This is a genomic window from Acidobacteriota bacterium, assembly GCA_016195325.1.
GTDB lineage: Bacteria > Acidobacteriota > Polarisedimenticolia > JACPZX01 > JACPZX01 > JACPZX01.
On the sequence record JACPZX010000029.1, the window covers coordinates 13,078 to 32,946 of the forward strand.

The window sequence follows — 19,869 nt, forward strand, 5'->3', positions numbered from 1 at the left end:
TCACGAACCCGAATCGCCGAAGAGATCTCCCAGAGCGCGCTTCCCGATTTTTCGGATCTTGCGGGGCGCGGCGTTTCGTCGGATGATCCTCCCATGAAACGTCCCTCACGCTTTCGCTGTCTCGACTGCCGGGCGACCTTGAGCCTGTTCGGCGCGCTCCTCCACCTGCTCGTCTGCCCCGCGTACGGGCACTCGGCGTACGAGCCGGAGTAGGCCGGCCCCCCGGGAATCCCCGCCCCGCGCCGATTGACACCGCGCGCGTCGTAACCTCTACTGCCCGCCATGTGGCGACGGAGAGACTTCGTCCGCGCTGGGGCGATCTCGCTGGCAGCGCTCGCGCTCCCGCGCCAGGGGAAGGCCGAGGAGACGCTCCTCCAGCTCGGCGAGCACCCGCAGAATCTCGCGACGCCGATCCGGCATTTCGACTCACTCATCACCCCCACCCGCGTCTTCTTCATCCGCAGCCACCTCGGGCCTCCGGGGCTCGATCCCGATCGCAGGCTGCGGCTCGACGGTCTGGTCAGGAACCCCCTCGAGCTGCGCCTTCCCGATCTCGCGCGCTTCGAGCAGGTCTCGCTCACCTCTGTCCTGCAGTGCGCCGGGAACGGCCGCGGCTTGCAGACGCCGACCGTCCCCGGCGTGCAGTGGGTGCACGGCGCCATGGGGCAGGCCGAATGGCGCGGCGTCCGCCTCTCGGATCTCCTCCAAAAGGCGGGCGTCGCGGCCGCCCAATTTGGCGCGGCGCACGTGCGCCTCCTCGGCGCCGATCTCCCTCCGAAGCCGTCGGTCCCGCGGTTCATCCGGAGCCTTCCCCTCGACCGCGCGCTCGACCGCGAGACGCTCATCGCGACCCACATGAACGGCGAGCCCCTCACCCTCGCGCACGGAGCGCCGTTCCGCCTCGTCGTCCCCGGCTGGGCCGGCAACCACTGGGTGAAGTGGCTGACGCACCTCACGGTCCAGGAGAAGGAGGCGGAGGGGTTCTACTACCAGACGGCCTACCGCATGCCGAAGAGCCCCGTCGCTCCGGGGACGGCGGTCCCTCCGGATCAGATGATCCCCGTGACGACGATTCCCGTGAAGTCCGTCATCGCGCGCCCGGCCGGCGGCGGGACGACACCCCGGGGGCGGCAGGAGATCGCCGGCGTCGCCTTCTCGGGCGAGGGGGCGATCGCGTCGGTGGCGGTGAGCCTCGACGACGGCGCCACGTGGACGAGTGCCGCGCTCGAGGGGGAGCCGGGACGTGGGCGGTGGCAGGTCTTCAGGCACTTTTTCGACGCGAAGCCGGGAAGCTACCGCGCGGTCGCGCGCGCGACCGACGCGAAGGGAAACGTGCAGCCGCGCGAAGCGATCTGGAATCCGAGCGGCTACTTCTGGAACGGCTGGACCTCGGTGGACTTCACGGTGGCCGGATGAGGCGCCCGGGCGTCCTGGCCGTCGCCGCCGCCGTGGCCTGCGCGACGCTCGCCGCGCTCGCGATCGGCGCCGCCGCGCAAGATCCCTCGGGCGCGAGCGGAGCGGCCGCACCGGCTCCCGACGCCGCCCCGGCGATCGACGCCGCGACGGCGAAGACGCTCATCGCGGAGAACTGCTCGACGTGCCACGCGCGCGACATCGTGGACCAGCAGCGCCTCACGCAGGCCCAGTGGGGATCGGTGCTCAAGAAGATGAAGGGATGGGGGGCGACGATCGAGGCGGAGAAGCTCGAGCCCCTCGCGGCCCACCTCGCGGCGGCGCGGGGCCCGGCGGCTGCGCTGCCCGTGCTTCCAGTCATCACCGCGGCCGCGGCCGACGAGGCGCTCCGCCCCCTTCCCGACGGCACGTTCGCGGGCGGTGACGCCTCCGAGGGGAAACGGATCTTCGCGGAGGCGTGCTCGGCGTGCCACGGCGACGACGCGCACGGCGGAGAGATCGGGACGAACCTCGTCGACCGGCCGCTCCTCCGGCGCGCCCCCGAGTTCGCGAAGATCACGCGCGCGGGGAAGGGGGACATGCCGGCCTTCGAGCTGAAGGACGCCGAGATCGCCTCCCTCCTCGCGTGGCTCCGGAAGGTCGAGCCTTGAGGGGCCCGGCCCGGATTCCGCACCTCGCGATCGCGGCCCTCGCCCTCGCCGCGATCGCGGCGCCCGCCTGCCGGGGCGGCACCTCCGCGGCCGACGCACCGGGAGAGCAGACGCCCGCGGTGCCGGTCGTCGTGACGAGAGCGCGCCACGGCGATCTCCCCGTCTACCTCCGCGGCCTCGGGACGGTGACGGCCTACAACACCGTGACGATGCGAAGCCGGATCGACGGCGCGCTCCAGAAGGTCGCCTTCACCGAGGGGCATCTCGTCGCGGCGGGAGATCTCCTCGCGCAGATCGACCCCCGCCCCTACCAGGTCCAGCTCGAGCAGGCGGAGGGGCAGATGGCCCGGGACCAGGCGTCGCTCGCGAACGCGCGGCTGGATCTCGATCGGCTGCAGGCCCTCTTCGACCAGGGGACGATCGCGCGCCAGCAGCTCGACTCGGCGATCGCGGCGGCGGGGCAGTCCGAGGGGGCGGTGAAGGTCGATCAGGCGATGATCGACAACGCGCGCCTCCAGCTCGTCTACTGCCGCATCACCGCACCCATCGCCGGCCGCGTCGGGCTCAGGCTCGTCGACGCGGGGAACATGGTCCGGGCCAACGATCCGAACGGCCTCCTGGTGATCACCCAGATCGAGCCGATCGCCGTCGTCTTCACGATCCCCGAGGACGCCCTTCCCGCGCTGCTCCGGAGGCTCCGGGACGGAGCCGAGCTTCCCGTCGAGGCCTACGATCGCGACGGCTCCATGAAGATCGCGACGGGGCGCCTCCTCACGGTGGACAACCAGATCGACCCGGCCACGGGCACCTCGAAGCTGAAGGCCGTCTTCGACAACAGGGACGGCGCGCTCTTCCCGAACCAGTTCGTCAACGTGAAGCTCAGGCTCGACGTCGACGCGGGGGCGGTCATCGTCCCCGTCGTCTCGGTCCAGCGCGGGCCGAAGGGGGCGTTCGTCTACGTGGTCGGTGCGGGGAAGCTCGCCGAGGTCCGCCCCGTGACGCTCGGGCCGATGAGCGGCGCCGACGTCGTGATCCGGAGCGGCGTCGCCGAGGGGGACGCCGTCGTCGTGGACGGCATGGACAAGCTTCGCGCGGGGAGCCCCGTCCGCGAGGCAGCCTCCACCGAACGCGGCGCGAACGGGTAGAGCGCCCGCCCGATGAACCCGTCGCGAGCCTTCATCCTCCGGCCCGTCGCGACGACGCTCCTCATGGTCGCGATCCTCCTCGCGGGGGGCGTCGCATACCGCCAGCTCCCCGTCTCGGCGCTCCCCCAGGTCGACTACCCGACGATCGAGGTGATGACCTTCTACCCCGGCGCCTCGCCGGATGTCATGGCCTCGTCGGTGACGGCCCCCCTCGAGCGCCAGTTCGGCCAGATGCCCGGCCTCACGCAGATGACGTCGACCAGCTCGTCGGGGAGCTCCGTCGTCACGCTGCAGTTCGACCTCGCGCTCAACCTCGACGTCGCGGAGCAGGAGGTCCAGGCCGCCATCAACGCGGCGGGGACGTTCCTCCCGCGCGATCTCCCGAACCCGCCTATCTACGCCAAGACGAACCCCGCCGACGCCCCGATCCTCACCCTCGCCCTCACCTCGGAGACGCTGCCGCTCACGCGCGTGCACGACCTGGCCGACACGCGCCTCGCGCAGAAGCTCTCGCAGCTTCCCGGCGTGGGGCTGGTCTCGCTCAGCGGGGGGCAGAAACCGGCGGTGCGGATCCGGGTGAACCCGACGGCCCTCGCCTCGTACGGCCTCGGCCTCGAGGACCTCAGGTCGGCCCTCGCCGCCGCGAACGTCGACCAGGCGAAGGGGAGCTTCGACGGATCGAGGCAGGCCTACACGATCGGCGCGAACGACCAGATCATCGCGAGCGAGGGGTACCGCCCGCTGATCGTCGCCTACCGCCGGGGCGCCCCCGTGAGGCTCTCGGACGTCGCCGACGTGGAAGACGGCGCCGAGAACTCGCGGCAGGCGGCCTGGATGAACGCCTCCCCCGCCGTCCTCGTCAACATCCAGCGCCAGCCCGGGGCGAACATCATCAACGTCGCCGATCGGGTCAAGGCGATCCTCCCGCGCCTCGGCGCGACGCTGCCGTCGTCGGTGAAGGTCGCGATCGTCGCCGACCGCACCTCGACCATCCGCGCGTCGGTCCGGGACGTCGAGCTCACGCTCGTGCTGACGGTCGCCCTCGTCGTCATGGTCATGTTCCTCTTCCTCCGGAGCGTCCCGGCGACGCTCATCCCGAGCGTGGCGGTCCCCCTGTCGCTCGTCGGCACCTTCGGCGTGATGTACGTCCTGGGCTACAGCCTCGACAACCTCTCGCTCATGGCGCTCACCATCGCCACGGGGTTCGTGGTCGACGACGCCATCGTGATGATCGAGAACATCGCGCGCCTCATCGAAGGGGGGGAGGCCCCGCTCCAGGCCGCGCTCAAGGGGTCCGCGCAGATCGGGTTTACGATCGTCTCGCTCACCGTCTCGCTCATCGCCGTCCTCATCCCCCTTCTCTTCATGGGGGACGTCATCGGCCGGCTCTTCCGCGAGTTCGCCGTGACGCTGAGCGTGACGATTCTCGTCTCGGCGGTCGTCTCGCTGACGCTCACGCCGATGATGTGCGCGAGGCTTCTCCGCCGCGAGGAGCCATCCGGGCACGGCCGCCTCTTCCGCGCCTCCGAGTCGATCTACCAGCGGGTCGTCGACCTGTACGCCGCCACGCTCCGGTGGGTGCTGCACCACCGGCGCGCGACCGTGCTGGTCGCCGCCGCGACGCTCGTGGCGACGATCTGGCTGTACGTCGCCGTGCCGAAGGGGTTCTTTCCCGTCCAGGACACCGGCGCCATCCTCGGCGTCTCCGAGGCGCCGCAATCGACGTCGTTCGACGCCATGGCCGGGCTCCAGCAGGGGCTCGTCGGCGAGATCATGAAGGACCCTGCCGTCGAGAGCGTCACGTCGTTCATCGGCATCGACGGGATCAACACGACGCTCAACAGCGGCCGCATCCAGATCAACCTCCATCCGCTCGACTCCGGGCGCCCGGGCGCCCTGGAGGTGATCCGCCGACTCCAGGGGAGTCTCGCCGGCGTCCGCGGCATCACCCTCTTCATGCAGCCCGTGCAGGATCTCACGGTGGAGAACCGCGTCAGCCGGACGCAGTACCAGTACGCGATCGAGTGCGCCGACGGCGCCGAGCTCGCGACCTGGGCCCCGCGCCTCGTCGACCGGCTCTCCGCCCTTCCCGAGCTGCGGGACGTCGCGAGCGATCACCAGATCGCAGGCCTCGAGTCGCATGTGGTGATCGATCGGGACACGGCGTCGCGGCTGGGGGTGACGGCGCAGGCGGTGGACGAGACTCTCTACGACGCCTTCGGCCAGCGGCAGGTCTCCACCATGTACACGCAGGCGAACCAGTACCACGTCGTCATGGAGGTGGCCCCGCGCTTCAGGGAGAGCCCCGAGTCGCTCGGCTCGATCTACGTCCGCTCGGCCTCAGGGGCCCAGATCCCTTTGAGCGCCTTCACCCGCATCGAGCCGCGAAGCGCCCCTCTCGCCGTGAACCACCAGGGGCAGTTCCCCGCCGTCACGCTCTCGTTCAACCTCGCCCCGGGGCGCTCTCTGGGAGAGGCGGTCGCCGCCATCGAGAGGTCGGAGAGCGAGATTGGCCTTCCGGCCAGCGTGCAAGCCAGCTTCCAGGGGACCGCCCAGGCCTTCCAGGCCTCCCTCGCCAATGAGCCTTTGCTCATCCTCGCCGCCCTCATCACCGTGTACATCGTGCTGGGCGTTCTCTACGAGAGCTACATCCACCCCATCACGATCCTCTCGACGTTGCCGTCCGCGGGGGTCGGGGCGATCCTCGCCCTGCTCATCTGCCGCACCGACCTGAGCGTCATCGCGCTCATCGGGATCATCCTGCTGATAGGGATCGTGAAGAAGAACGCCATCATGATGATCGACTTCGCCCTCGACGCCGAGAGGGTGGACGGCAAGAGCCCGGAAGAGGCGATCTACGAGGCGTGCCTGTTGCGCTTCAGGCCCATCATGATGACCACGATGGCCGCCCTCCTCGGCGGGCTCCCCCTCGCCCTCGGCGGGGGGACGGGCGCGTGGCGAAGGGGAGGGGGGTGAGAGACGGAGCCGGGGCGCGGGGATCCGTCAGCGACTCGAAGAATTCGGCTCCAGGAGCGCGTCCCAGAGATTGACTCGCTATCGCGCCTCATTCTTGCCGACAGGAGCTCACAAAGCGGGCACGCCACCCCCCGACTTGCCTTTGGGCGCCTGAGGATCTAGGCTCCACCCACGGATCGCCATTGTTTCAGATTCTCTGTTGCACGATTGATCGAGAAGGAGAACCCGTCATGCGCCGACGCCTCCTCCGAATCCTGCTTCTGGCCGGAGCCCTACTTCTGGCACACCTTCCCGTCATGGCGACTTGCACGGACGGGACCGGGACATGCATGCGATGTTGCGCCGATGTCAGCGCGTTCTCATGCGTCAAGTCGCCGACGGGCGGAGTCGGTTGCGCATTAGGCCCGGGTGGTGGCAGCTGCACGCTGACGACTGCCTGCGGGGGAGGCGGCCTGCCGAAACCAAAGCTTCCGTACAAACCCAGCCCTCCCACCACGACGGGAGCCAGCTCCCCGAGCGTGGCGGTCGAGGCCGACTCGTCGCGCCGCGGAGTCTGAGCCCATGCCGGGCGTCGCGACCTTCTGCGCCGTCATTCTCGCCCTAATAGGCGGCGGTCCGACCATCTCCCATGCCGGTCGTTCGCGCGACGTCATCATCGCGCTCGTGGGGCCGGATGGATTGCCGGTCGTGGGCGCCAACATCCACGCCGGCACGAGCGACTCGGCGCCGGTGATTCGCGCCGATGCTCGCGGCCACGCCACGATCCCATTCCCTGTGGAGTCCGACGACCTTCCCGTGATCGTGTGCCCGCAATCCCCGCTCGCCCCTTCCCTTCTTGTCGTCAAGAGACCTTTTTCCGGCGATGCGCCGCCCGTGCGTGCGGGGATCACGGCGGGAGGAGGCGTGCGAACGCGGGTGCTCGCGGAGGGCGAGCCGGCGGCGGGAATCCGCGCGGGCGGAGTGCTCCATGCCGGCGAGAAGGACCTCGAGGCGCTCCTATCCCGGTGCGGGATGTCAAGCGTTCACTCCGAGGCTTCCGGAACGCTGGCGGTCTCAGGACTTCCCGTAGGAGCCTACTCCCTGACCCTCGAGTCTCCCGACTACGTGCCGACCGTGGTTTCTTTCGGAATCGCTCCCACGACAGGGGTCGTCACGGAGATCCCCCCCATCGTCCTCGAGCGGGGCCGCCAGATCGTCGTGGGGGTTGAGGACGATCGAGGACTCCGCCCCGAAGGCGCGCAGATCGACGTCTCATGGTTCGCCGCGGGAGGGTCCCTCAACAGAACGTTTCATGCCGGAGCCGGCGGCGGGGTGCAGGCCCGAATCCCCGCGAGCGCCGTGATCGAGATACGTGTCTCGGCGCCGGGACACTCGGAGTACCGCGGCATCACGCCGGCTCGAGGTTTTCCGAGCCGCGTCGTCCTCCCCCGACTCGGGACGATTCGGGCTCGACTCCTGTCGGGAGATACCGATGAGACGGTGAAAGACGCCGCGGTGCGCATCCGGCGAAGTGAGGGTCAGACCATCGATCCCAATCTCGCGGGGCCCGACGCGGCGGATCTTGAAGCGGAATCGGGGCTCATTGAATGGAAAGCCTGTCTGCCGGGGGCGTATGACCTGGCAATCACCGCCGCAGGGCACTTCCGCCGCGTCCTGCGCGATGTCGTCGTTCTACCGGGCTCTCCGACGGACCTCTCCGACGTGCACCTCGAACCCGGAGGGATGCTCGCCGGCCGGATCGTGGATGACGCGTCCGGACTCCCGATTGATCGAGCATCGATCAAGGAATGCGGCGAGTCGTGCGACGTGGATGGACCGACTCTCGCGCGGAGCGGAGAGGATGGGCGGTTCGATGCCGAGGGTCTCCCGCCCGGGGCGGTGCGTTTGCTCATCGTGAAGACAGGGTACGCGGACGGTTCGCTCGAACTGTCATCCGCCCCGTCAGAGCGACCCTCGGAATCGGAGGTGCGGCTCGGTCGAGGAGGAACCATCCAGGGAACGGTGGTGGATGCCGAGGGGGCCCATCAGCACGGCGTCTCCCTGACGGTTGCCGACGCTCTGAGATCCCGGAACGCCGTGACCGATGCTGCCGGCCGCTATCTCCTCACCGACGTCACACCGGGACGACGGATGCTTTCGAAATACGTCCCCGGCACGGGCCCGGAGGGATTCGATCGACGGAGTGTCGACGTCGTGGCCTCGGCGATCGTACGCCAGGATTTCGGATCGGGTACCACGCTGAGCGGCGTGATCCGCCGAGGCGGCCAGCCTTTCGCGGGAGCGGTGGTCCTTGCGTATCCGGCGGATGCGGCGCGCGCCTCTTCCGTTGATGATGTGGAGATGCGCTCCGGCCGGACCGGGAACGACGGCGGCTATCGGCTCACCGGGCTGGGTGCCGGAAAGCACTGGATTTCGATCGAGCAGGACGGCGCCCGGCTCGTACGCGGTTTTGAGATCCCTCAAGACGGGACCGACGTCGTCCTGGATCTGGATTTCCCCCCCGGACACGTCACCGGAATCGTGCTCGACGACGAAACGGGTCTTCCGCTTCCGGGCGTGCGCGTGGTCAGCTCTTCCGCGGACTCACAGCAATCGGGGGATAACCTGTCGTTTTTCGGGCTCTCGCTCGGCGGCGGCGAGGCCGCCGTGTCAGGTGATTTCAGGGAATCCTACTCGGTCGTGACCTCGGACGGGGGCCGGTTCGACGCGCCCCTTCTGAGCCGCGGAGACACGGCTATCACATTCGAGAAGCAGGAGTACGACCGCGAGACGCGTCGATTCGGCAATCGCCCCGACGGCGACATTGAAATCCGCCTCCGCCACGACGTCAACCCGAACCTCAACCTGAGGGTGCGGGTGAGAGACAGGCACGGTGAGCCGGTGACGAAGGGCGACGTTCAGGTCATTGTGAGCTTCGCGAAGGGGCGGGAAGGCGCCATTCACGCGGCCCTCGGCGATGGCGGGGTAACGCCCGCGTTCTGCTTGAATCCCGCCACAAAGGGCGTCATCGGGATCATGGCGCCCGGGCTCGCGCCGCTTCCCTTCGAAGAGCTGAGACTGGACAAAGGCGTGGCGGACCTGGTCAAGACGTACATTCTCGACGAAGGCGGAACACTCGAAATCTCGCTGCCGAAGGAAGCGGCGCCACCCCACGTGCCTCCCCTGTGCCTACGCATTTTCGGAGCCGCACGCAGGGACATCCTGCCGCTCATCGACCCCACGCACATCGATCGCGGTGAGGGTTCGGGGGAGCGCTATCGCGTCAGACATGTGCCCCTCGGCACGTACTCGGTCGAATGCGGACCGGTCCGGCGGAGCGTCACGCTGGTCGAGGGCGGGTTCGCCGCGGCCGACCTCCGGAGCGAGAGATGAACGCGCGCCCCGGGAGATCGCCGGCGATCAGAGCGGCGGTCCTTCGGACCGGAGTTGGCCTCGTGATCCTGCTGGGGCTCGGAATCCCCGCCGCGTCCGCCGGAATGATCGAGGGTTGGAGAGCGTACGCATCCGGAGACTTCGCGACGGCGGCCCGGGAGTTCTCGGAGGTGGTCCGGGAAGATCCGCATTCCGCCGACGCGCAGTTGATGCTGGCTTTCAGCCTCGAGGAGCTGAAACAAGACGACGCGGCGCTGGCCCATTTCCTCGCCGCCTACCACCTCCGCCCGGCGGATGCCATGACGAGCTATGCCCTCGCCTACTTCCACGAAGAGCGAAAGCATTGGGCCGAAGCCGCGTTCTTCGCGAGCGCAGCCCTCGAGGCCGCGGGGGGGAGCCGGCCCGAGTACCGACTCCTCGCGGGTCAGATGCACGTTCTCGCGGGCGACGATTCCCTCGGCGCCGAGCTCCTCGATCTCTGCCCTGAGGCTAGAGACGACATGGCGACAGCCGCCCTCCTCGCTCTCGCGCGTTTCCGGCGCAACCGCCCGGGGGCGGCGATCCGGGGGCTGGGCGAGGCGCTGGGAGCGGCGCGCCGTTCAACGCTTCGATCGTTCGTCGTCAACCAGGTGGTACCAGTCTACGTGTCCTGGATTCTGGAGCACGATTGTCCGCCGACGTTTCAGGCCTATCTGGATGCCGAGCCCATGATGTTCGACGCGTGGCGTCACGCCGAGCCGGGCGATGTCCGAGCCGATCTCTGGGAGGGGCTCCTTCTGGTCAAGAGGAGCGACCCTGAGAGGGCCGAAGCGGTCCTGGGACGCGCGCTCGACCGACGACCCTGTTCCTGCGTCGCGCTTTACTACCTCGCCCTCGCCCGACACCTCCAGAGGAAGGCTCCTATGCCCGCGAGCCCTCTCGCCTGCTGCGACGAAGCTCCGACGGAAGTCGGGACCGACGTCGCTCTCCCGCTGCTCGACCCCGGAACGATGGAGCCAGTCAACCGACCCATAAGGGAACTTCTGGCCGTCTTGGCCTCGCCAGCCAAGAAACCCGGGAACTGACTCCGGCGGAGCGACCCCACCACGAGAACGGCGAAAAGCTCCCGGGCGGAATCGTGAACCCCGTCCATCAGACCCTTCCCCACGAGGCCCTGTCGCGGTAGATTCCCCCCCATGTCGATCTCGCGCGATCTGAGCCGAACCATCAGCGCTACGCAGCGCCAACGCGGAGAGGAGTACTACCGCCAGGGGCGCGCGGACATCACGGACATCGCCGGGGACATGGTCGAGGCGCGCGTCCGTGGGACGCGGCGATACCTCGTCGTGCTCGAGATCGACGGCGACGAGCTTCTCTGCGAGTGCGACTGCCCCTACTTCCAAGAAAACGTCACGCCGTGCAAGCACGTTTGGTCGTCGGTCCTCGCGGCCGAGCGGCTCGAGCTCCTGGCGTCGAAGAAGCAGCTGAAACGCCTCGTGCCGATCGACTCGATGGGCGAGGGGGTCCAGGAGATCGGCGAGTTGGAACTCGACGACGAGCCGCTCGACGGCGGCGCGGGCGCGCCACGGGACGCGAAGCCATCGCCCCGCACGGCGACGTTGACTCCAAAGCAGCCGAAACCGGCGAGGCCGAAGCGGGAAGCGCCGCCCGGGTGGATGAAGGCGGTCCGGGCCCTGCAGGAAGAACGCGCCGCGCAGCGGCGCATCCAGCCGTCCCTTCTCGCGCCCGCCGAGATTCAGTACGTCGTCGACACGCGGGTGAGTTCCGCCGGCGGCGCAATGATCGTCGAGATGCAGCACCCCGCCGTGCCGCGCCGCGGACCTCCCGCGAAGCCCCGCCGCGTCGTCCTTCGCTTCTCGGAGACGCCGAAACTCCCCGATCCGCTGGATCGCCGCATCCTCGCGATGCTCCAGGGAGGGACGGAGACATATGGGTTCGGCCGCCATGATCCGTACGCGATGGTTCCGAACCCTTTCAAGGTCCCCGCCGACGCGGCGCTCCTCTTCTTTCGGGAGATGTGCGGCACCGGGCGGTGCCTCGTCCGGCAAGGACCCGAGGCCGAGCCCTCGCCGCTGCGCCTCGACGAAGGGGAAGCGTGGAAGTTCGGCATCGAGCTCCGCGACGCGACAGAGACCACCGCGGAGGGCGCTGCGACAGCCTGCGCCGTCACGGGCCTCCTGCACCGGAAGGAGGAGACGATGTCCGTGGACCAGCCCGACGCCGTCCTCGTCTCCGGCCTCGTCTTCACCGGCGCCACTCTCGCCCGCCTCGATCCCGCCGGGGCGTTCCCGCTTCTCGCGATGCTGCGCCGGGACAAGCGCATCGTGATCCCGCGGGACGATGTCCCACGTTTCATCGCGGAGGTCATCGCCGCCAACCCTGAACTGCCGATGCGCCTCCCACCGGAGCTGCGCCTCGCGGAGGTTCGCATGCCGCCGCGGCCGTTCATCGCGATCCGGCGGCCACAACGAACATGGGGGAATGACTGGCTGGACGCCGACGTCTCGTTCGGCTACGAACAGGAGACGATCGCTTTCGGCGATCCGCGCGCCGCGCTCTTCGACGAGAAGGGGCGTCGCCTCATCCTCCGCGATCCCGCGGCGGAGGAATCGGCCGTGGCGTTCCTGGCAGCGACCGGGTTCCAGAGGTTCAGGCGCTACGAGCGCGCAACGGATCTCACCTTCTCCCTCGCCCCGGGCCGCCTCGGCGCTGCCGTCGCCGCTCTCGTCCTAGCAGGGTGGAAGGTCGAGGCCGAGGGGAAGCTCTACCGTCGCGCCTCCGCCTTCAGCGCAGGCATCAGGTCCGGCATCGACTGGTTCGAGCTTCACGGCGGCGCCGACTTCGACGGCGCCTGCGTCCCCCTCCCGGCGATCCTCGCTGCGCTTCATCGCGGCGAGCGCATGATCCCGCTCGGCGACGGCACCATCGGCCTGCTTCCCGAGGAGTGGATCCGCCGCTACGCCCCGATCGCCGGGATGGGAGAGGCGAATGGAGACCACGTCCGCTTCTCGCGCACGCAGGCCCTCCTTCTCGACGCCCTCCTCGCCGCCGAGCCAGAGACGACGTGCGACGCCGCGTTCAGCCGCGCCCGAAAAAAGCTCTCCGATTTCGCCGGAGTTCGACCCGCCCCGGTCCCGGTGGGGTTCCGCGGCCGTCTCAGGCCCTATCAGAAGGAAGGGCTGGGATGGCTGGCGTTCCTTCGAGAGTTCGGGTTCGGCGGATGCCTGGCGGACGACATGGGCCTCGGCAAGACGATCCAGGTTCTCGCCATGCTCGAGTCGCGAAGGACCGGTCGGCGCGGCGCGGCGAAGAAGCCCTCCCTTGTCGTCGCGCCGCGCTCGGTGATCCTCAACTGGCAGCAGGAGGCCGCGCGCTTCACCCCGGGCGTTCGACTTCTCGATCACACGGGAATCGAACGCTCCCGCTCGACGTCGGCTCTTCGCTCGGCGGACCTCGTCCTCACGAGCTACGGCACGCTGAGCCGCGACATCGAGGTCCTGAGGAAAATCGAATTCGACTACGCGATCCTCGACGAATCCCAGGCGATCAAGAACTCCGCCACGCTGGCGGCGAAGGCAGTCCGGCTTCTCCGCGCGGAGCATCGGCTCGCCCTCTCCGGAACCCCGATCGAGAACCACGTCGGAGAGCTCTTCAACCTCTTCGACTTCCTCAATCCGGGGATGCTCGGGACGGCGTCATCCGGCGGTGCCGCGGCGTCGCGAAGCCGGCGGAATCTCGACGAGGCGGCGCGCGCCGTGCTGGCGCGAGCCCTGAGGCCGGTCATTCTCCGCCGGACGAAGGCCCAGGTGGCTCCCGAGCTCCCGGCGAGGACGGAGCAGACGCTCACGTGCACCCTCGAGGGATTGCAGCGGAGATTGTACGACGAGATCCGGGATCACTACCGGGCCTCGCTCCTCGCCCGCGTCCAGCGCGACGGCCTCGCGAAATCGAAGATGCACATCCTGGAGGCGCTCCTGAGGCTGCGTCAGGCCGCCTGCCATCCGGCGCTCATCGATCCGAAGCGAGGGGGGGTGGGGAGTGCGAAGCTCTCGCTCCTCTTCTCGCAGCTTGACGACGTCGTCGAGGAGGGGCACAAGGCGCTCGTCTTCTCCCAGTTCACCTCCTTCCTCGGCATCGTCCTCCGGAGTCTCGCTCTGCGGGGCATTCCATGCGCGTACCTCGACGGCTCGATGAACCCGCGCGATCGCGACGCGGCGGTGCGCCGCTTTCAGGAGGACCCGAAGTGCCCGGTCTTCCTTCTCTCGCTGAAGGCCGGCGGCGTCGGCCTCAACCTGACCGCCGCCGAGTACGTCTACCTTCTCGATCCCTGGTGGAACCCCGCGGTCGAGGCGCAGGCGATCGACCGCGCCCACCGGATCGGGCAGTCGCGCTCCGTCTTCGCCTACCGCCTCGTCGCCGAAGGGACGATCGAGGAGAAGATCCTGGCGCTCCAGGCGCGAAAGCGCGCACTCGTCGAGTCGCTTCTTGGGGCGGACGGGTCCGTCATCCGAGATCTGACGCGGGAGGATCTGGAGGCGCTGCTGGGGTGAGGGGGCGGGATGGGGTTCAAGGGCACAGGGAACTCGGACGCCAAAGTTACGCCAGGGGACGGAGTGCCGATTGAAGACAAGAATTCCCGGAATTGCGCCTGCGAGCGGTGCTTCCGTGACGCTCGACTCCGGGCGTTTGTCCGCGAGCGCGGCACGGCGGGACCGTGTTCGTGGTGCGGGTCGCGCAAGGCGCACAGGATTGCACTCGCGGAGCTTGCGGAGCCATTCCGCGACGTTGTCTCGATCTACCAACCACGCGATGACTCGCCCTCGTGGACTTGCTGAGAAAGCCGGCGGCCTTGCACAGTCCTTTCTTTGAGGACCATCTGGAGTGGCGCCTGGAATTCGGGGCATTCTTCCGGCGCTTGGCCGCCGACAAGGCCCGTCCCGTGCTGCGAGACGAGGATCGCAGGGAGTACATACCAACGCAGCTTCTGGCAGACATGGTTCGATCTTCCGGCTACGACGGCATCGTGTATCCGAGCGCGATGGGCCCAGGTCACAACATTGTCCTGTTTGATCTGGATGCGGGCGCGCCTGAGCCACCGAGGAATCTCCGTGTGAAACGCTTCGCGATGACGTGTGAGGAGATCCAGGCTTCCCACGTCGAGATCGACGATTGGCCCTACGACGCCTGAAGGCCCTCAGCCCTCCTCAGGCGCGAGGCGAGGCGGCAGCGCCATGACTGTCGATGTGCGAGTCGATCCGGAGAGACGAGGCGCTCGGTGATCTCGTCGTCCGCTCGCCGCGTGTAGGAGAAGGAGAGAGTGAGGCGCGAGAGAACCGCCAGCGCGGCGGCCGGGAAGGAAGGCTCCGGAGCCAGGGCGTGCTGGGAAAGGACCCGGATTCTCCGCGCCGCTTCCGTCAGGCCAAAGCGGCGATGCACGAGGAGCTCGCCGAGGCCCGCGAGAGCGGGGCGAGGATGTCGCCGAGGAGACCCGGCTCGAGTCGCGACAGCACCTCGCGCAGCGTCAGGAGCGCCGCCAACGCGTCGGCCCCGATCCAGATCCCCGGAAGCCCGAATCGGGGCTCCCCGTCCGCAGTCTCGTACCGGCACCCGCCGAGCGCGGCGTCAAAGTTCAACGGGGCGTTGAACGTCTCCCGCAGCTCGCGGAACGCGCGCTTGGCCGTCGCCGAGGAACATTCCTGACGCCGGGCTATCTCCGAAAGAGAGAGCGCTCCGCGGCGTCCCTCGAGAAGGGCGTGGAGCGCGTAGAGCCGTTCGAGCTTGTCCATTTCCCAACTCGCCTGAAGCGACGCCGGCCGAAATCGTTTACCAGATTTCCGGTGCGGGTGGGAGTGGCGCTCCGCGCGGTGACGAAACGCCTCCATCGTTCGTGCAAGGCCCACCAAACGTCGCCCGCGCGGCAAACCGCGGGAACGGGGCTCGGCTCAGTGTCGCGACCATCCGATCGGGACGCGTCGTCACGAGGCTGCGAACTATCTTCGATCGCTCCTCAACTTTCTCTTGACACCGCGCCTATTTTCGTTTAACTTTCGCTATCCACTTCACGTCCGGAGACAGCGTCCCAGGAGTCCCGATGAGCTTCGCGCCCGCAGCGAACATCGCCGTCAACGACGTCGCGGGCTCGTCCGCGAGCCGTCGCACTCCCCTCGACCGCCGCCTCGGATCGGCGCTCATCGGAATGCGGGATGGGCGCCACTTTCGGTTCCTCGGGTTCGTGAGGCTCGCGGACTACGTCGTCGAGCGGCTTGGCATCTCGAGCCGGACGGCTCAGGAGTTGATGCGCGTCGAGGAAGCGATCTCGCGTCTCCCGCTCACCGCCGAGGCGTTCGAGTCGGGAGGCCTGACGGCAGGACACGTCCGGCTCGTCACGCGGGCGGCCACTCCGGAGTCGGAGGCGTACTGGGTCGGCGCGGCCCGGAGGATGGGAATCCGCGCTCTCGCGGCCGTCGTCTCTCACCGTGGCGACGGCGACGTGGACGCTTCGGAGAACGACGCCTCAGCCGAGCAGATCGAAATTGAAGCGCCCGTGCCCATCGCGCGCCTCTGGCGCGAGACGATTGCTTTCGCGAGGCGACTCCTCGGATGGGCGGCTCCGGCGGGTGAATGTCTCGAGGCGGTGCTCGCGGAGTTCAGATCGGCCGAGGCGATCGCTGGGTCGGGTGACGAAGCCGACGTCACCGCGCGCGCAGATCTTTCAGGGGTGGGATCGACGCATCCCGTCGAGGGTGTCCCGGGGCTTGAACCCTTGGCCACGCGATCAGCCGAAAAGATCTGTCTCGAAAACGCCCGCGCTCTCGACGCCGAGCTCCGCCGTCTCGTCACCGAGCGCCAGCGGCAGGAGGCGGTTCTTGCGGCGCGCCTCGCCGCCGCCGGTGACGCGCGGAGCCATCGATTCGAGGGGTTCGCCTCGCTCGAGGCGTACGCCTCCGAACGGGTCGGCCTCTCCCCTCGCCGGCTCTACTACCTTCTCTCTCTGCACCGATCTCTGAATCGCCTCCCGGCTCTCCGCGAAGCGTTCATCGACGGCCGGCTGACCTTGAAGCAGACATTGTTCATTGGGAAGGTCGCGACGCCGGCGACGGCCGCCGCGTGGATACGGCGCGCGGAAGGGATTACGCTCCGGAGGCTCGAGGACGAGATCGACTTCTGGTCGCACCTTCGCGAGACGTGGTCCGAGGTGTGGGAGCTTCTCGCGGGCGGGCCCCTTCCCGATGGACTGGTGCTCGTTCCCGGCCGCGCGCCCCGACTGCACGCGTCTGCGCCGTCAGTCATCTCCGATGGAACGCCGGTGACGGCCGAGGCGCTTCTTCGCGCGCTCGAATCGGACGCGGCGGCGACGGTCCCGCAGCGGATGTGCCGGATCCGGATGCGCGTCGAGCCCGGCGTGAAGACGATGTGGAAGGCGACGGTCGCGCGATGCCGCGCCGCCGCCGGCCACGACTTGATGGAATGGGAAGTTCTCCTGCTCGCGATCGACGACTTCTGGAAGACCTGGGACAACGCCGAGACGCGGCGGCAGCGTCGCGAGAACCCGACTCTCGAACGCGACGGCTGGCGGTGCACCGCGCCGGGATGCCGCTCGCTCGGGTCGGGACGGCTCCAGGAGCACCACGTCGTCTTTCGATCCGAAGGGGGCGCACTCCGGGATCCGTCGAACCTGACGACCCTGTGCGTCGGCCATCATCTCGGCCTGATCCACGAGGCGAAGATGCTCTGCTCGGGGCGGGCCCCGGACGCGCTGCGATGGGAGATGGGGATCGAGCGCGGCGTCGCGCCGTTCCTGATCTTCGCCGGCGAGAGCCGGGTTGGCGGAGCGGCAGGTGGTCTTTGACATGCGCGTGACTTTCGTATAGCTTTCGCTTCCTGCGCCTATCATCTTTATATACGCGCCCCCCTCCCGGGGCGACGGGGTGTTCCCCCGTCCGGGGGAGGCGCGGCTTGGAGCGACATCGTCGTGGCCAGCCAGCAGGTCGCTCGGATCGCAGATCGGCTGCTGGCTCAGGCGTCGCCGGCGTGGCGGCGGTTCCCCGCGGTCGAGGGGGCGTCGCGCGCAGGGTCGCGCGCCGAATGGCGCCTCGCGGAGATGGCGGGGAGGCTCTCTGAGATCTGCGGCCGGGGGGGGAGCGCGGCGCTGACGCTCGCCTTCCGCGCGGTCCTCGACGCGCAGCGGCAGCAGGAGATCGCCGCGTGGGTCACGGGCCCCCGGAGCTGCTTCTTCCCTCCCGACGCCGCGGCGGCAGGGGTCGATCTCGACGCGCTGGCGGTGGCGCGCGTTCCCGACGCTCCGGCAATCGGCCGGGCCGCCGATCATCTCGCGCGCTCGGGAGCTTTCGGCCTCGTCGTCCTCGACGTGGGGAGCGCCGAAGTTCCGACGCCGATGCTGTCGCGGCTCCTCGGCCTCGCGCAGAAGCACGGCACGGCGATCCTCTTCCTCACCGAGAAGCCGGCGCGCGCCCCTTCCCTGAGCTCCCTCGTCTCGCTCCGGGGGGAGGCGTCGCGAAGCCGAATCAAGGAGGGCCGGGCCGAGGGGGGCGGAAGTGAGGGGGGGCGCTTCCGCTGCGAGCTTCACATCGTGAAGGACAAGCGTCGGGCGCGCGCCTGGTCGCACGCCGAGGTGTGCCGTGGACCGGCTGGCCTGCGTTGATCTTCCCGCTTTCCCGTTGCAGCTCCTCCTGCGCGAGCACCCCGACTGGACCGATCGGCCGGCGGCGGTCGTGAACGAGGATCGCTCCCTCGGCGTCATCCTCTGGGCGAACGAGCGCGCGCACCGCGCCGGCATCCTCCCCGGCCTGCGCTACGCGGCGGGGCTGGCCCTCGCCGCAGATCTCCGCGCCGGCGTGATCCCGGCGGCGGCGATCGAGAGCGGGGTCGCCTTCGTCGCGGATCGTCTGCGCCGCTTCACACCGCGCGTCGAGCCGCGCGCCGACGAGCCGGGGGTCCTCTGGCTCGACGCGTCGGGGCTCGATCGCCTCTACCCCTCCCTCGCCGCGTGGGCCGGAGAGATCCGGGACGATCTGCGGGGCGCGGGATTCCTCTCGAAGGTCGTCGCCGGCTTCAGCCGGCTCGGCAGCTACGCCGTCGCGAAGTCGATCGGCGCGGGGACGATCGCGGTCTTCCGCGATCCCGGCGGGGAGGCGGCCGCGGCGAGGCGGGTCCCGCTCGCGCGCGTCCATCTCCCCGGGGCGGCGCGCGACGCCCTCGATCGGCTCGGCGTGCGGACGATCGGCGATCTATTGAAGCTCCCGCCCCGGGGGCTCCTCAAGCGCTTCGGCCCCGAGGTCCACGAGCTTCACCGCGCCGCCTCGGGGGAGCCCGACCTCCCGATCCAGCCCCGCCCGGCCGACGAGCCCCTCGCCGCGCGGCTCGATCTCGACGAGCCCGAGATCGACCTCGCGAGCCTGATGTTCCTCGTCAAGCAGATCGTCGATCCCCTCCTCGCCTCCCTCGCGGCGCGGGGAGCCGCCCTCTCGGAGCTCTCCCTCCGCCTCGACCTCGAGCGGGGCGCCGGCGTCGTCGAGACGATCCGCCCCGCCGAGCCGACGCTCGACGCGCCGCAGATCCTAGGCCTCGCCCGCCTGAGGCTCGAGGCGGCGCGGATGGAGTCGGCCGTGACGTCGATCGCGGTCACGGCGCGCGAGACCCGGGCGACGCGCGAGCAGCTCGATCTCTTCGCGCAGCAGACGCGCCGCGACCCGGCCGCCGCGGCCCGCGCCTTCGCCCGCGTGCGCGCCGCCTTCGGGGATGGCTCCATGGTGCGCGCGCGGCTCCGGGAGGGACATCTGCCGGAGGCGAGCTTCACGTGGGAGCCCCTCGATCGCCTGCCGCCTCGGAAGCTTTCGGGGGCCTGGGACGCGGCGGGCGCGGGCGCGACGGCGGTTACGAAAGCGGCGGCGCGATCCTGGGCAGCGGATACGGAAGCGGGGTCGCGATCCTGGGCGGTGGCGGATACGAGCACCCAAGCGGACGCGACAGCGGCCGCGGTAACAAGCACGGGCCCCCAAGCGGACGCGACAGCGGCCGCGGACACAAGCACGGGATCGCTCATTCGCCGCCTCGAGGCGCAGCCGATTCCGCTGCCGCCGCGATCGGCGCGCGAGCCCGACGGCTGGCTCGTCCGCGGCGCGGAAGCCGGCCCCGTCATCCGCCTCTCCGGGCCGTACCTCCTCTCGGGGGCGTGGTGGCGATCCGAGATCCGGCGCGACTACTACTTCGCCGAGCTGAAGGACGGCCAGGTCCTCTGGATCTTCTACGACCGCCGGCGCCGCCGCTGGTTCCTCCACGGGCGGGTGGAGTAG

Annotated in this window: 12 protein-coding genes; 11 read left to right on the top strand and 1 reads right to left on the bottom strand. The window is 69.4% G+C overall.

Going from position 1 to position 19,869, the window contains the following annotated elements; translation table 11 throughout:
- Positions 1-282 precede the first annotated feature (282 nt).
- The 8 genes from HY049_06815 (at position 283) to HY049_06850 (ending at position 14,744) form a co-directional block, all read left to right on the top strand.
- Complete coding sequence (locus HY049_06815; protein MBI3448608.1) at positions 283-1,416, top strand: sulfite oxidase; 1,134 nt, start codon at positions 283-285, stop codon at positions 1,414-1,416.
- The gene (locus tag HY049_06820; protein ID MBI3448609.1) at positions 1,413-2,063 is read left to right on the top strand and encodes a cytochrome c; all 651 of its coding nucleotides are present in this window, start codon (positions 1,413-1,415) and stop codon (positions 2,061-2,063) included. The genes HY049_06815 and HY049_06820 overlap by 4 nt, the downstream gene beginning before the upstream one ends.
- The gene (locus tag HY049_06825; protein ID MBI3448610.1) at positions 2,039-3,208 is read left to right on the top strand and encodes an MdtA/MuxA family multidrug efflux RND transporter periplasmic adaptor subunit; all 1,170 of its coding nucleotides are present in this window, start codon (positions 2,039-2,041) and stop codon (positions 3,206-3,208) included. Before HY049_06820 ends, HY049_06825 begins: the two co-directional genes overlap by 25 nt.
- A gap of 12 nt (positions 3,209-3,220) precedes the next feature.
- Positions 3,221-6,184 carry a multidrug efflux RND transporter permease subunit gene (locus HY049_06830; GenBank protein MBI3448611.1) on the top strand — a complete coding sequence of 988 codons (2,964 nt, stop codon included), beginning with the start codon at positions 3,221-3,223 and terminating at the stop codon, positions 6,182-6,184.
- Positions 6,185-7,663: 1,479 nt separating this feature from the next.
- Complete coding sequence (locus HY049_06835; protein MBI3448612.1) at positions 7,664-9,556, top strand: carboxypeptidase regulatory-like domain-containing protein; 1,893 nt, start codon at positions 7,664-7,666, stop codon at positions 9,554-9,556.
- Between the two features lie 62 nt (positions 9,557-9,618).
- Positions 9,619-10,620 (top strand): hypothetical protein, encoded by a 1,002-nt coding sequence (locus HY049_06840; protein MBI3448613.1) that lies wholly within the window; start codon positions 9,619-9,621, stop codon positions 10,618-10,620.
- Between the two features lie 111 nt (positions 10,621-10,731).
- Positions 10,732-14,106 (top strand): DEAD/DEAH box helicase, encoded by a 3,375-nt coding sequence (locus HY049_06845; GenBank protein MBI3448614.1) that lies wholly within the window; start codon positions 10,732-10,734, stop codon positions 14,104-14,106.
- A 272-nt stretch (positions 14,107-14,378) separates the two neighbouring features.
- The gene (locus HY049_06850) at positions 14,379-14,744 is read left to right on the top strand and encodes an RES family NAD+ phosphorylase (GenBank protein ID MBI3448615.1); all 366 of its coding nucleotides are present in this window, start codon (positions 14,379-14,381) and stop codon (positions 14,742-14,744) included.
- A 226-nt stretch (positions 14,745-14,970) separates the two neighbouring features.
- On the opposite strand, the gene HY049_06855 is transcribed toward HY049_06850, so the two are convergent.
- Complete coding sequence (locus HY049_06855) at positions 14,971-15,342, bottom strand: hypothetical protein (protein MBI3448616.1); 372 nt, start codon at positions 15,340-15,342, stop codon at positions 14,971-14,973.
- 305 nt (positions 15,343-15,647) lie between these two features.
- Between HY049_06855 and HY049_06860 the strand changes: the two genes are divergently transcribed.
- The 3 genes from HY049_06860 to HY049_06870 all read left to right on the top strand — a co-directional run bounded on the left by HY049_06860 (position 15,648) and on the right by HY049_06870 (position 19,869).
- A complete protein-coding gene (locus tag HY049_06860; protein ID MBI3448617.1) occupies positions 15,648-17,405 on the top strand; it encodes an HNH endonuclease in 1,758 nt (585 codons plus the stop codon).
- Between the two features lie 123 nt (positions 17,406-17,528).
- Positions 17,529-18,218, top strand: a complete 690-nt coding sequence (locus HY049_06865) for a recombinase A (protein MBI3448618.1) — start codon at positions 17,529-17,531, stop codon at positions 18,216-18,218.
- Positions 18,196-19,869 carry a DNA polymerase Y family protein gene (locus HY049_06870; GenBank protein ID MBI3448619.1) on the top strand — a complete coding sequence of 558 codons (1,674 nt, stop codon included), beginning with the start codon at positions 18,196-18,198 and terminating at the stop codon, positions 19,867-19,869. Before HY049_06865 ends, HY049_06870 begins: the two co-directional genes overlap by 23 nt.